The sequence below is a fragment of the Bacillus sp. OV322 genome (assembly GCF_900112495.1).
Taxonomy (GTDB): Bacteria; Bacillota; Bacilli; order Bacillales; family DSM-1321; genus Peribacillus.
In genome coordinates this window covers 319,906-333,869 of the sequence record NZ_FOMA01000005.1, presented here as the reverse complement: position 1 = coordinate 333,869, position 13,964 = coordinate 319,906, and the positions used below count along the sequence as shown (strand labels likewise).

12 protein-coding genes are annotated in these 13,964 nt (G+C 39.4%); 6 read left to right on the top strand and 6 right to left on the bottom strand.

Annotated features, from left to right (window positions below; all coding sequences use genetic code 11):
* Position 1 precedes the first annotated feature (1 nt).
* Together BM126_RS14405 and fdhF are read right to left on the bottom strand one after the other, a co-directional pair.
* A complete protein-coding gene (locus BM126_RS14405; protein ID WP_090990138.1) occupies positions 2 to 481 on the bottom strand; it encodes a helical membrane plugin domain-containing protein in 480 nt (159 codons plus the stop codon).
* Positions 482 to 496: 15 nt separating this feature from the next.
* A complete protein-coding gene (gene fdhF, locus BM126_RS14400; RefSeq protein ID WP_090990311.1) occupies positions 497 to 3,439 on the bottom strand; it encodes a formate dehydrogenase subunit alpha in 2,943 nt (980 codons plus the stop codon).
* 489 nt (positions 3,440 to 3,928) lie between these two features.
* On the opposite strand from fdhF, the gene BM126_RS14395 reads away from it, so the two are divergent.
* Together BM126_RS14395 and fdhD are read left to right on the top strand one after the other, a co-directional pair.
* Positions 3,929 to 4,273: a Na-translocating system protein MpsC family protein gene (locus BM126_RS14395; protein ID WP_090990137.1), complete on the top strand. Its 345-nt coding sequence runs from the start codon at positions 3,929 to 3,931 to the stop codon at positions 4,271 to 4,273.
* A 15-nt stretch (positions 4,274 to 4,288) separates the two neighbouring features.
* Positions 4,289 to 5,083, top strand: a complete 795-nt coding sequence (gene fdhD, locus BM126_RS14390) for a formate dehydrogenase accessory sulfurtransferase FdhD (protein ID WP_090990136.1) — start codon at positions 4,289 to 4,291, stop codon at positions 5,081 to 5,083.
* 144 nt (positions 5,084 to 5,227) lie between these two features.
* Here fdhD and BM126_RS14385 read toward each other — a convergent pair whose 3' ends face one another.
* Positions 5,228 to 6,340 (bottom strand): AI-2E family transporter, encoded by a 1,113-nt coding sequence (locus BM126_RS14385; protein ID WP_090990135.1) that lies wholly within the window; start codon positions 6,338 to 6,340, stop codon positions 5,228 to 5,230.
* A 239-nt stretch (positions 6,341 to 6,579) separates the two neighbouring features.
* On the opposite strand from BM126_RS14385, the gene BM126_RS14380 reads away from it, so the two are divergent.
* From BM126_RS14380 to BM126_RS14370, 3 genes are all read left to right on the top strand, one after another.
* Positions 6,580 to 7,428 (top strand): patatin-like phospholipase family protein, encoded by an 849-nt coding sequence (locus tag BM126_RS14380; RefSeq protein ID WP_090990134.1) that lies wholly within the window; start codon positions 6,580 to 6,582, stop codon positions 7,426 to 7,428.
* A 186-nt stretch (positions 7,429 to 7,614) separates the two neighbouring features.
* Positions 7,615 to 8,706: a branched-chain amino acid aminotransferase gene (locus BM126_RS14375; RefSeq protein ID WP_090990133.1), complete on the top strand. Its 1,092-nt coding sequence runs from the start codon at positions 7,615 to 7,617 to the stop codon at positions 8,704 to 8,706.
* 216 nt (positions 8,707 to 8,922) lie between these two features.
* Complete coding sequence (locus tag BM126_RS14370; protein ID WP_090990132.1) at positions 8,923 to 9,918, top strand: DMT family transporter; 996 nt, start codon at positions 8,923 to 8,925, stop codon at positions 9,916 to 9,918.
* Between the two features lie 284 nt (positions 9,919 to 10,202).
* Here the strand turns inward: BM126_RS14370 and BM126_RS14365 are convergent, their stop codons facing one another.
* A complete protein-coding gene (locus BM126_RS14365) occupies positions 10,203 to 10,382 on the bottom strand; it encodes a hypothetical protein (RefSeq protein ID WP_090990131.1) in 180 nt (59 codons plus the stop codon).
* 784 nt (positions 10,383 to 11,166) lie between these two features.
* Here BM126_RS14365 and BM126_RS14360 point away from each other — a divergent pair.
* On the top strand, positions 11,167 to 11,934 hold the full coding sequence (locus BM126_RS14360) for an IclR family transcriptional regulator (protein WP_090990130.1): 768 nt from the start codon (positions 11,167 to 11,169) through the stop codon (positions 11,932 to 11,934).
* Positions 11,935 to 12,049: 115 nt separating this feature from the next.
* Here the strand turns inward: BM126_RS14360 and BM126_RS14355 are convergent, their stop codons facing one another.
* Positions 12,050 to 13,054 (bottom strand): 5-oxoprolinase subunit C family protein, encoded by a 1,005-nt coding sequence (locus BM126_RS14355; protein WP_090990129.1) that lies wholly within the window; start codon positions 13,052 to 13,054, stop codon positions 12,050 to 12,052.
* Positions 13,051 to 13,788: a 5-oxoprolinase subunit PxpB gene (pxpB, locus tag BM126_RS14350; RefSeq protein WP_090990128.1), complete on the bottom strand. Its 738-nt coding sequence runs from the start codon at positions 13,786 to 13,788 to the stop codon at positions 13,051 to 13,053. The genes BM126_RS14355 and pxpB overlap by 4 nt, the downstream gene beginning before the upstream one ends.
* Positions 13,789 to 13,964: the final 176 nt, after the last annotated feature.

Genomic DNA, 13,964 nt, shown 5'->3' with positions numbered 1-13,964 from the left:
TTTAATTCTTTAATTCTTTTCCCATGCCTCTTAAAAAGTGAATCCCAAATCCTAAAGTTCTATTGATATCCGGATCATTCATCACTTTCATAAGGTCACGGATTTTAATTTTCTGATTGCTTTTCAGAAAATCGCTGCCTGAATCCATGCCAGCAACAGCGCCTTTTACAAGCTTAGTGGCGGCTTCAGAATCAGCACTCATCAAGGCACCTGTAGCACCCATAAGTGTATTAATCAAATTGGTTACAGGTTCACGGGTGATTTGTTCAAGTCCGATTTGTGCGATTTTTTCTTTAGCACTAATCATTGAATGTGCAGCCTGAAGGACACCTATATCATTCAATTCACCAATAATCCCCATAATCTTATTCAAGGAATCATCATTTTCTGCAAGAAGTGCTGTCAAGTCTTCAAGCTTTTGCTGTCTTTGTTCTTCTTTTGTCAATACCGTTTTTTTAATGTAAGTAATCGGCTCGGCCACTTCTCTTTACTCCTTTCAATAATCAGTCAGTGAAACATATCCTTCTCGATTCCATTTGCGCTGTACTTCAACACCATTTTGCGGGTTGCGTTTTTTATTGCGCGGATTAGAAGCCGGAAGAGGGGTTTCGCCATCTGTACGGATAACTTCCATTCTAACCTTTGTCTGTTTATAGGCAGGAGTATGGGTACGCTGATCCATAGCTGGGCCTGTAAGGAAGTTGATTGCTGAATCTTTATCAGTTGAATTCATCGGGAGATAAATTTCATTATTTTTTACCCGGTCTGTTACTAATGCATGTAACTTCAAGGCGCCAAATGGAGATACCAGACGGACAAGAGATCCATCATTTATGCCGCGTTCTTTCGCCAGCTCAGGTGAAACCTCGATGAAGATTTCAGGCACTTTAGATTGAATGCCTTTTGATTTATTAGTCATATTACCTTCGTGGAAATGCTCCAGCATTCTTCCATTATTGATATGAAGATCGTACTCTTCCGGGAATTCTGCAGGAAGGACCCAATCAGAAAGAGCGAAGCGAGCCTTCTTATCTGGGAAATTAAATCCATCCACATATAGAAGCGGAGTGCTTTCGCCTTCGAAACTGCCCCATAAGAAACTGTTCCATCCTTCCAGCACTTCATAATTAGCTCCAGAAAACAGCGGAGAAAGGCTTGCCATTTCATCGTAAATATCACTAGGATGGCTGTAGTTCCAGCCAGCACCAAGACGGTTTGCTACCTCCTGTACAATCCACCAGTCAGGCCTAGAGTCACCTAGTGTTGGAAGGACTTGATATAGTCTTTGAACCCGGCGCTCAGTATTGGTGAATGTTCCATCTTTTTCCAATGAAGGAGCCGCAGGCAGAATGACATCTGCATATTGAGCGGTTCTTGACAGAAAAATATCCTGAACGACAAAGAATTCAAGGCTTGATAAGATTTCATGAACATGGTTTGCATTGGAATCCACAAGTGCCATGTCTTCACCAACAAGATACATAGCCTTCATTTTTCCTTCTCCAATGGCATGAAGCATTTGAATATTATCAAGGCCTGGTGTTCCATCGATTTTGACTCCATATGCATTTTCAAACTTAGCACGGGCTGCATCATCTGTAATATGCTGATATCCTGGAAGCCACCCCGGAAGTGTACCCATATCACATGCGCCTTGTACATTGTTATGTCCACGGAGCGGGTAGGCGCCGGCACCAGGACGGCGATAGTTTCCTGTTGCAAGAAGCAAGTTAGAAATAGCAGCAGAAGTATCTGATCCGCCGGTATTTTGGGTGACTCCCATTCCCCAAAGAATACATGTTCCATCTGCATCGCGAATAGTTTCAGCTACACTGATTAAATTTGCTTTTGAGATTCCTGTAATTTTTTCTGCATATTCAAGTGTGTATTTTTCTAGAACCATTTTAAAATCATCAAAGAAGTTAACATTTTCATTGATGAATTCCTGATCATGCCAGCCATTATCAATGATATATTTCGTAACAGCCATTAGCCAAACCTGGTCGGTGCCTTGTTTAGGGCTAATGAAGATATCAGAACGCTCAGCCATTTCATTTTTCCGGAGATCAGAAACAATGAGTTTTTGGCCATGAATTTTATGAGCACGTTTTACACGTGTTGCTAATACTGGGTGACCTTCCGCAGGGTTGGCTCCCACTATGATAACAAGACCTGCTTGTGCAATATCTTTTATCGTACCTGCATCACCGCCCATACCGACTGTGCGGAATAAACCATCTGTAGCAGGGGACTGGCAATAACGTGAACAGTTATCAACATTGTTTGTCTGGAATACCTGGCGTGCCATCTTTTGAATCACATAGTTTTCTTCATTGGTAATTTTAGAAGAAGAAATGAACCCGATAGACCCGCTTCCATATTGCGTTTTGATATTGCCCAGTTTACTTGCTACTAAATCAAGGGCCTCATCCCAGGTTGCTTCAACGAACTCACCATCTTTACGGATTAAAGGAGAGGTGATGCGCTGCTCAGAATTCACGAAATCCCAGCCGAATTTCCCTTTAACACATGTGGAAATAGCATTGACTGGTGCCTCATGAACAGGCTGCACCTTAAGTATTTTGCGGTCTTTCGTCCAGACTTCAAATGAACAGCCAACACCGCAGAATGTGCAGACAGTTTTTGTTTTTTTGGTGCGTGTTTCCCGCATCGCGGCCTCAACTTCAGAAACAGCAAAAATTGTAGTGTAATCCGGTTCTACTTCTTTTATTAAATCAATCATAGGAGAAAGCAATTCATCTTCGAGACCAGTCATAAAACCTGCTTCTCCAAGCATTGATTTTTCCATTAATGCGTTGCAGGGGCAAATTGTCACACACTGTCCGCAGCCGACACAAGAAGATTCATTGATCGGTACATTGTTGTCCCAAATGACCCGGGGACGGTCTGCTTCCCAGTCGATCGAAATGGTTTCGTTAACTTGCAGGCTTTGGCAGACTTCCACACATTGTCCGCAGGCAATACATTGATTTGCATCGTAGCGATAGAAGGGGTGTGACATATCTACAGCATCTGTTGTTACTTTAGGTGTATAAGGATAAGCCTGATGTGCGATACCCATCATCTCTGCAGTATTATGCAGCTTACAATTTCCATTGTTGTTATCGCAAACTGTGCAATACAGCAAGTGATTTTCTAAAATCCGGTCCATTGCTTCTGTACGCGCTGTTACCGCTCCATTTGTATGTAAATCAATATTCATTCCATCCATAGCAATTGTCGAACATGAACGGGCAAGCTTACCGTCAATTTCCACAATACATGTATCACAGGTTTGAATCGGATCTACCTCGGGTACATAGCAAATCTGGGGATGTTCAATTTGATTTTCATTTAAAATCTGCAGTACGGTTTGTCCCGGAGCTGCTGAAAAAAGCTGATTATTGATTGTAACTGTAATGTTTTTTACAGCTGTTATTGTTTGTTCCATCCTGCAACCTTCCTTCTTAAAAATAGGCTCTTTATCACTGCTGATTTTAGAGCGGCAGGCAGGCGGAGCCTCTGGCACATAGGTGCCTGCCAGGACTCCTTTAAGCCGCACAATCTGCCCATAGTAAATCGGCATGGAACTTTGACAGAGCCGAAAAACAAAAAAACCACCATGATAAACAAACCTTTGGGATATAAAAATCCAAAGGAAGCGTTTACATGGTGGAATAGTTCATTAGCAAACCCTACCAAGGTACCAATCCATTATATAAATACAGTCTGATAGGCCCCCAACAAAATCATTATTGGAGATCCAACTTCGCCATTATACCTCTCAATTTTGAAACTGACAACATAAAGTCTATAATTATTCAAGAAAGCCATAACGCTTTTCATTTTCAAAAGTATGATTTATTATAGATTATTGAAATAAGGCAATCATTCATTTAATGAAAATGAACAGAAGGTGTAGAGTACTGTGTCCAAAAAAGTTCATGAATTTAACGATATTATTAGAAAACTGCGCAAGGAACTATTCGGAAAAGGCCCTGAGCGCATTACAACGGTCTTTGCAGAGAATATGGTCATTTCCACCTTGTACGGAAACCTTACGCCTACGGAAAAATTTATTGCAAAAACGCCTGAAGGGCGGGACATGGTTCATTCAGCGAGAACGAAACTAATACAGGATCTTTATAAGAATGAGACGCCTAAAGGTATGAATGAATTAATGGAAGCGACATTGGTTCATTTATTTTCTGATATCAAGGTGGAAGAAGATATAGGCGTAAGTGTTTTTGTATTCGATAAAAATATTATGTAAACGGAGAGAAAAATCATGAATCCTCTTGCAGCAAATAGAAAAATTCTTCGTTTTTCTAATGGAGAAGCAGCATGGAAAGAAGACCAAGTTGTCACCGAATACCCGGTGACACTTAAGATCAATGGAAAAGAATTTGTCACGATGGTGTGTACACCAGAATATATAGAAGATATGGCAATAGGCTATCTGGCATCTGAAGGAGTCATAAAAAAGTTTTCTGATATTGAAGAAATATGGGTTCAGGAAAAGGAAGGATTTGTGCATATTAAAACAAATGCTATCAATCCTTTCTTTGAAAACTTCCAAAATAAGCGCTACATAACTTCATGCTGCGGGATGAGCAGACAAGGGTTTGTTTTTGTCAATGATGCCCTTACAGCAAAAAAAATGAAAGATATACATGTTACGGTTTCTCCTGATGATTGTTTCCGCCTAATGAAAAACCTCCAGGATTCGGCAGAGATGTTCCAAAAAACAGGCGGTGTGCATAATGCCGCATTATCCGACCTGGAAGGGAATACAGTCAGCAGAATGGATATTGGCCGCCATAATGCACTTGATAAGATATATGGTCATTGTTTAAAAAACGATATTTCCATCCAGGATAAAATTTTAGTTTTCAGCGGCAGGATTTCCTCCGAAATTCTATTAAAAGTTGCCAAAATCGGGTGTGAAATTGTGGTATCCAAATCTGCCCCAACAGAACTTGCGCTGCAGGCTGCTGAAGAACTGGGCATTACGGCCATAGGATTTGTCCGGAATGATGCCCTGAATGTCTATACCGGGCATGAGAGGCTTCGCTTAGGGTGATTGACTGCAGAAAAATATACTGACTGACCCGCTTACGTTAAAAAGGCGGGTTTTTTTGGCTTTGCCTTTTTAGTGAAAAGCTGCATTTTCACATATTATTTACTGATACATATAAACGAATCATCAAAAAGAGAAAGCAGGCACTTAATGTTTCTGCCCGCTTTCTCCTTTTGAAATATCTACTATTTTATTATTCGCCTGATGCTTTAACTTATAAAAGCGGCGGAAATTTTTGATGATTGTTTTAATTACCGAATATAAAGGAATGGCTATAATAATCCCGACAAATCCATAAATAGAGTTAGCTACAAGCAGCAATAATATGATAGTAATAGGATGGATGCTCAATCTTTTCCCCATAACAAATGGTGTTACCAGGTGTCCTTCTGCCTGCTGTACAGCGAGAAGGACAATAAGCACTTTGACAGCCATAAAGGGATCCATTTGAAAAGCAATTAATAAAGCAGGGATGACTCCCATAAATGGGCCTAGCACAGGTACTACTGTCAGGCATGTCGCAATTACGGCCAATACAAGTGCATAATCCAGTCCAATGATCAAATAGCCAATATACATCAGGACCCCGTCGACAACTGCTATGATAAATTGTCCAATGATATAAGTCGAAAGTGTTTTATCCACATCTTTAAGGATTAAATTTCCTTCATGGCAAACTTCATCAGGAAGGTATTTTAATAAAAAAGGCCTCAGCTTATGATCATCCTTTAAAAAATAGAACAATAGGAACGGAACAATAATGAGGACTGCAGCTATGCTGGTGATTGTTGTAAATATTTCTATTACATTGCCTGCAATTCTTTTGGATAAACCATTAAAATAAGTAAGAGCCTTTTCCTTTAAGTTTGAACTTTTTAAAAAGCTAATGTTATTGTGATCCAAAGCTTTCTGTGATTGATTTGTAAGCTGTTTTACCTTTTCAGGCGCTTTTTCGGATAAATTTTGTATTTGTTCGCCGATTGCAGGTCCTCCGAAATGAACAATGGCAAAAATGATGCCGGCGATGGCCAAGAAAACTGTTAAAATACTTATTGCTTTCGGGAGGTATCTTGATAAAAGTGTAACAACTGGCCTAATTATGTAATAAAGCAATCCTGCGATTATGATAGGAAAAAAAACAGTGGCAATTGTTTTCTGGATGGGCCACAGCACATAATCTATTTTCCCAAGTGAAATGATAATTAATATAGTCAGCAAAATGCCCGCTGCGTATTTAAAAAATGGTTTATTAATCCACAATCCCTTAACCTCCCTAATTGACTGAGAAATATTTCTCACATATTCTTTCATTCCTTCTTTTAACAAGATTTAAACTCAAAATGAAATTATTATTTCAAAAAAAAGATGTAACAATAGCCAAGCCAAATTAGTTTAATTATCAGTATGGCTGTGATAAAATATATTGTTCATTTTTATTATTGATATATCCCATTTTTAAGTATTAAAGACATATATTAATTCAAAGAAGGCGAAAATTTATGAATCAAACTGGACTGGTCCTCGAAGGCGGGGGAATGAGGGGTGTGTATACAGCTGGAGTGCTTCGCTATTTAATGGAGAAAGAAACGTATCTGCCATATGTAATAGGAGTTTCGGCAGGTGCATGCAATGGGTCATCCTATGTGGCGAGGCAGATGGACAGAAATAAAATTGTGAATATTGATTATATAAAACATCCGGAGTATATTTCTTTTAAACGTTTTCTCAGCAGGGGAGAGCTATTTGGAATGGATTTTATTTTTGATAAGCTGCCGAATGACCTGGAGCCATTCGATTTTCAGGCATTTAGAGACGCCGAAGAAAAATTCATCGTGGGAACTACTGACTGTATGACAGGAGAGTCTGTTTATTTTGATAAACAGCAGCATTACAAGAACATGCTGACAATCTTGAGAGCATCAAGCTCGATTCCTATGATGGCCCCCATCATCAATTATGAAGGAAGATATCTCTTGGATGGAGCCATCTCAGATCCGATTCCTATTTTAAAATCCGAAAAAGACGGGAACAGTAAAAATGTTGTTGTTTTAACAAGGAATAAAGGATATCTAAAAAAGCAGCAATCTTTTAGCTGGTACATCAAGCGGAAATACAGTCAATATGAAGGCCTGCTGCGTGCCATGATGCACCGTCATAATTTGTATAACGAGACTGTCAGCTATTTGGAAGAACAAGAAGCAAAGGGAAACATTTTTATAATACGCCCTGAAGAAAAATTGGATGTAGGAAGAATTGAACGCAACCCCGCAAAATTAAACAAGCTGTTTGAAAGAGGATACAATGAGACGATGCAGCAATTTCCTGCATTGAAGGAATTTTTAAGCTAAATCCCAAGACAATATTGCAACAATAATATTTTAATATAGTCTTTTTGAATGATGTACAAAAGTTTTAAAATTCCGAAAATTTAATAATTAATGGTTGAATATTCTGGCCACTTAGGAGTAAAATGACTTTTATAGATTGTTTGATAAAACCTTCACAACTAAATTATTCAACAAGGAGTTTTGGCAATGACCCAATTAGATATTGAAATCATCATGAACAAAGACAAAAAGGAAAAGCCTTCCTCACAAACTCTGGAGTTTGGAAAGGTTTTTACAGACCATATGTTCATCATGGATTATAAAAGGGGAAAAGGATGGCATGATCCCCGGATTGTCCCTTACCAGCCGCTGTCTTTAGATCCTTCAGCTATGATTTTTCATTATGGCCAATCGGTATTTGAAGGAATGAAAGCCTACTTAAACCAAGATAAAGATATTGTATTATTCAGGCCTGAGAAGAATTTCCAAAGGCTAAATAAATCTAATGACCGTCTTTGTATTCCGGAATTAGACGTTAATTTTGTTCTGGAAGCACTTAAGAAGCTGATCAAAGTTGATTATGAGTGGGTTCCTGAGGCACCTGGCACATCACTTTACATACGCCCATTTGTAATCTCTACAGAACCTTATCTTGGCGTAGCTCCATCGGACAGCTACAAATTCATTATCATAATGTCTCCTGTGGGCTCTTATTATAAAGAAGGAATACATCCGGTTAAAATAGCTGTGGAGACAGAATTTACACGCGCCGTAAGCGGTGGTACAGGTGAAGCAAAAACTGGAGGAAATTACGCCTCCTCGCTTAAAGCACAAGAAGTTTCCGGACGTATGGGTTATTCTCAAGTATTATGGCTCGATGGAGTAGAAAAGAAATACGTCGAAGAAGTAGGAAGTATGAATGTCTTCTTTAAGATAAATGGAGAAATTATTACACCTGAATTGAACGGAAGCATTCTTCAGGGAGTTACAAGAACGTCTATTATCGAGCTGCTTAACCACTGGAATATTCCTGTTGCAGAGAGAAAAATATCAATGGCAGAAATACGCGAAGCCTATCATGAAGGAAAATTGGAAGAGGCGTTCGGCACAGGCACAGCAGCTGTTATATCGCCAATTGGAGAATTTCTCTGGAATGATGAAAAAATGGTCATCAACAGCGGGTTAACAGGCGAAATTTCTAAAAAGCTTTATGATTCACTTACAGGAATTCAAAATGGAACTGAGCCTGATCCGCTAGGCTGGATAACTAACGTGCTGACTGCAGAATCTGTAAAATAATTGAACCCGTTCTAACAGCAAGGGTTGCATGCGGTTTAAGCGGATTAATAACAAGCGCAAACAGCCCCATACAAATGCGTATGGGGCTTATGCTCCGTTAAACATGAATGTTGAAGCATGCATCAACATTCATGTCCTTTCAAGGTGAAGAAAACCAGCTATGTATCAACAATGTCATTTTTAAAGCTATAAAAAAATATCGATAGGAGGGATCACTTGCGTGCGATAATCCTTGGAATTGGCGCAGCATTCTTTTTTGCCTTTACGTTTGTTCTAAATAGAATGATGGATATTTCAGGGGGAAGCTGGATTTGGAGCGCTTCACTGCGTTACTTATTTATGGTTCCTTTACTTCTTATTATTGTTTTATTCAGGGGGAATTTCATTCAGCTTTTGAAAGAAATGAGAAAGCAGCCTTTACTCTGGGTAATATGGAGTTTTGTTGGCTTTGTCCTATTTTACGCACCTCTTTGCATAGCTTCTGCCTACAGTCCAGGCTGGCTGATAGCAGGCACCTGGCAAATAACAATCATCTCTGGATCTCTTTTGGCTCCGCTGTTCATAAACATACGCGAAACACCATCAGGCTTAGTAAAAACCCGGGAAAAAATCCCTTTAAAAGGACTCTCTATGTCTTTCATTATTTTACTGGGAATTATGGTTATGCAATATGATCATGCTTCAAAGCTTTCTTTAAAGGACTTCTTACTTTGTATAATTCCCATTTTAATTGCATCATTTGCTTATCCTTTAGGCAACCGGAAGATGATGGAGGTTTGTAAAGGGAACTTAGATGCCTATCAAAGAGTGCTTGGGATGACACTTGCAAGCCTGCCATTTTGGATAATTCTATTTGTTTACGGACTGTTCAAAGAAGGCCTGCCAGGTAATAGTCAAGTACTGCAATCGGGTCTGGTCGCCATACTTTCCGGTGTTTGTGCAACAGTATTATTTTTTGCAGCTACAGATCTGGTCAAAGATGATATTAGACTTTTAAGCGGGGTAGAAGCGACACAAGCAGCTGAAATTGTATTTGCTTTAATAGGAGAAATGGTGTTTATCGGAACACCCTTTCCATCAGTTAACTCACTGTCTGGATTAGGACTTGTCATTTTGGGTATGATTCTTCATAGTATTCTATCCTCAAGGCATGAAAAGGCTGTCCGATATTCCGGGATGGATGATAAGGCAAAAACGAAGATAAATGCTTGATAAATAAAACAGGGAAGGGGACCATTAGTATCCAAAAAGGAGAGAAATCGTGTCTGATTCCCCAGTTGAGATAGAATGCTGAATGGATTGGCGAAAAGACCATATTCCAAAAATAGAATGACTAATCATATAGAAAAACCTGATTAAATGAAGGGAAGACTTCTTTAAGACTATTCTTTATTTAACAGGGCATAACAGGAAACCGCAAAAAGCCTATCTGCAGTTAAACTTAAAGTTTAACTGCAGATAGGCTTGTTTATTTCTTTAAAAAGGGGATTGAATTTTTACAAATCATTCAAGGCCGTACCATATATGTCATATTCGGGAGTGTCATTTTTAGATTGAGACATTTCAAATGCTGTAACGCTCAGTAAATTTTTTGATATTGAAGAATGATCAATATCACCTGGACTGTTAATTGCTGCGTCATTTTCTTTGTTCCACTGGCTAGGGTTGATGTTCACAGTAATCATCTCCTTTAGCTGAGAATGAAGAAATGATGAATATTCTTAAAACTAGGCGTAATCGCCGGGACTGAATACTGCTGCGTCATTCTCTCGATTCCATTGGCTGCTGATTACAATCAATCTAACCATCTCCTTTGGGGCAGAGAATGTTATTGCCTCTTCTTTTTAAAAAAAGTCTAGCACTGATCACCGGGACTGAATACTGCTGCGTCATTCTCATGATTCCATTGGCTGCTGATTACAATCAATCTAACCATCTCCTTTGGGGCAGAGAATGTTTTTCGGCTTTCCTTTTTAAAAAAATCTAGCACTGATCACCGGGACTGAATACCGCTGCGTCATTCTCTCGATTCCATTGGCTGCTGATTACAATCAATCTAACCATCTCCTTTGGTGTTATGAGAATGTTTCGTGCATTCCTTTAATTAAAAGATTTAGCACCGATCACCGGGACTGAATACTGCTGCGTCATTCTCGTTATTCCATTGGCTGCTGATTACAATCAATCTAACCATCTCCTTTGGTGTTATGAGAATGTCTTACATTCTAATGTTTACCCGGCATGAAAAAGTATAAACATTTAATCTGAAAAATATAAAAATTCTTTTAATTCACCAATCAGCATAGATAGCAGCAAAGAACATATGCAGAAAGAAGATTTACCTATCATAATATAAAAATCGCTGGTAAGGTTTCTAAATATTCTTGTAATAAGAAATGTAAATCGTATAATTACCTTAATACCGGAATTCGGAATTTTATAAGTAAAAAGGAGTCAATTATGCAAAATCAAAATAAAACAGTTATTAAATCGATGGAAATTCTTAATCTTTTTCTTCAGCATCCCAAGCTAACCTTAAAGGAGATCGCAGATCTCTCTAACATTCCTAAAACATCGGTTCACAGAATGCTAGGTTCCCTTACCGAGATGGGTTTCCTTGTCAGAGACAGGGCAGGTTATTATGAGTTAGGGCTAATGTTCCTGCAATTCGGCCAAATTGTTTCCCAACGGCTAGACATAAGAAAAATAGCACTTCCATTTATGCGCAGCCTGCTAAATGAAACAGGAGAAGCTGTTAACCTGATTGTAAGGGATGGAGATGAAGCAATTTATGTAGAAAAACTGGATACCCAGCATCCTGTTAGACTTTTTACGGCAATAGGGAGAAGGTCGCCGTTATATGCAGGTGCATGTTCCCGCATCATCCTGGCCAACTTGAAAGAAAATGAAAGAGAGGATTACATAAAAAAGTGCAGGCTGCTGCCGTTAGCTTCGGGAACCATTACGGATAAAAAGTTATTGGAACATACTTTAGAAACATCGAGAAAAGAGGGATATGCAGTAAGTTATTCTGAGCTTGAAAACCATACTGTTTCTGTTGCTGCCCCGATATTCGATCACGAAGGGGAAATAGCTGCAGGAATCAGCCTTGCAGGATTTGAAGGAAATTTTGGAGGAGACCGCCTTTCATTGTTTATAGAGAAGCTCAAAAGTGAAGCTGCAAAAGTCTCAATGAAACTGGGGTACAGGAACAGAGAGAAAGTATAATAAGCAGCATGGTATGACCCGCCATGTGAGTGATATTAAACGCTGCTAATTATCAGCATCTGTTTTTCTGCTGCAAGAAGGCTAATGAAAAAGCGGTCTTGCAGCGATAAAATTGTCAGTAACTTTCTAGTTTAAGCTGGATGCCTGTTTTTACTTCTCCCAGCCAATTTTCTCTTTCTATTATTAAATGTTCCGCCTCCATTAACGTAATTTCCTGAAAGGAGATGGAATCACCAGGTTTGAGCTGGCCTAAAAGGGGCGCATCTGCGGAAGCAATGTGTGCAATCCTGGGATAACCTCCTGTTGTTTGCCGGTCAGATAAAAGAATAATAGGTTTTCCATCCCGGGGCACTTGAATCGTACCGTGAGTTACTGCTTCGGATAACAATTCACCGGAAACCGCCGTTTGGAGCTCCGGGCCAGATAGACGATATCCCATCCTATCAGAATGAGAATCAATTATAAAAGTATTTTCAAAGAAATCATTTTTCGCTTTCTCATCAAGCATACTAAAATGCTGTCCTTTTATTAGCCGAAGGATATGCTGGCTTCTTTTTTGAAAAAAAAACCGCGGGATATGCCAGCGGGCTGCTGCGTATCCTGCTTTTTCTTTTTTCTTAAGATCTTGAAAAATAGCCTTTCCATTACTTGTGATATCATTGGTGAACAAGATATCATCTTTGATTAAAGCCCTGCCTAGAAACCCGCCAAATTCCGCCCTCAAGTAAGTGCTTCTGCTCCCAAGAACTTCCTCTGTGATCAAACCGCCGGAAAATGAAATATAACAGCGGCATCCCAGTGTACATGTCCCAAAAGTAAGAATGCTGTTTTTTTTGACATACAATGGCTTCCATAAAGGCACAGATTCCCCATTAATTTTAGGGTTAAGGTTAGCTCCAGTTATCGCCAATAGCATGTCTCTTTCAATTTTTAATTCGGGCCCGATTAAAGTCGCTTCAAGGGCAGCAGCGTCTTCTTGATTTCCGACAAGCATATTTGCTAATTTGTATGAAACTATATCCATTGCTCCAGATACGATTACGCCAAATTTTTGATATCCGTATCTTCCAAGATCCTGAATGGTCGTTAAAAGACCTGGGCGAATAACCTTAATACTCAATGTAATGCCTCCTTAAGCTCCAGAAACTCCTTTTCATCAATAGGAGTAAATGTGACAATATCTCCAGCTTGAAGATAGCTTGGGTGGGATTTAGCAGGATTAAAAAGCGGAAGAGGGGTGCGGCCAATGATTTGCCATCCTCCTGGCGTTGATATTGGGTAAACCCCTGTTTGCTGTCCGGCAATGCCGACAGAACCAGCCGGTATCCGCAGTCTCGGGGAAGATTTTCGCGGAACAGCAATTTCTTCTGACATCCCGCCCAGATATGGAAATCCTGGAGCAAATCCTATCATATACACAAGGTAATCATTTGATGAGTGGATACTCACCACTTCTTGTACTGATAAAGAATGATGACTGGAAACAAACTCTAAATCTGGTCCATACTCTCCGCCATATACAACTGGAATGTCTACTCTTCTTCTCGTGAATTTTTCTGCATTTCGATTCTCGTGAATGATATTGCTAATATAAGAATGCACGATTTTATATGGTGATTCCCTTTGGGAAGATCCCTTGCCTTTTATGACTGCTACCGGATTATAGTATACGGTTATGCTCGCGAAGGCGGGGACACACTCAATAAACCCGGGAAAAGGGGTACTTTCTAGATGTGCCGTTAAAGAACTGACCACTTGCTGGAGCTCCGGATTTATTGTGCTGCCTAATTGGATCATCAAAGCTGAATCACCTAAAGGCATGATATTGATATTTTCCTTTAAAATCTTATTCATAGCAGTACACCTCAATTCCTATTTTCGGAACTAATATTCCGAATGTTGGTCTTCTAATATTATAATAGTCTGAATATACAAAAACAATCATTAATGTGAAACGAACGCTATCATGGGTTCTCCTGCCTATTATATTCAGCTGAACCAAGCAGATTGAAGCAAATTTAATTAATAGG

Bases quoted from the DNA above. Each gene is read 5' to 3' on its own strand.
- fdhD (WP_090990136.1), top strand. From the start codon at position 4,289: ATGAATCCTCTTGCAGCAAATAGAAAAATTCTTCGTTTTTCTAATGGA.
- BM126_RS14380 (WP_090990134.1), top strand. From the start codon at position 6,580: ATGAATCAAACTGGACTGGTCCTCGAAGGCGGGGGAATGAGGGGTGTG.
- BM126_RS14375 (WP_090990133.1), top strand. From the start codon at position 7,615: ATGACCCAATTAGATATTGAAATCATCATGAACAAAGACAAAAAGGAA.
- BM126_RS14360 (WP_090990130.1), top strand. From the start codon at position 11,167: ATGCAAAATCAAAATAAAACAGTTATTAAATCGATGGAAATTCTTAAT.
- pxpB (WP_090990128.1), bottom strand. From the start codon at position 13,788: ATGAATAAGATTTTAAAGGAAAATATCAATATCATGCCTTTAGGTGAT.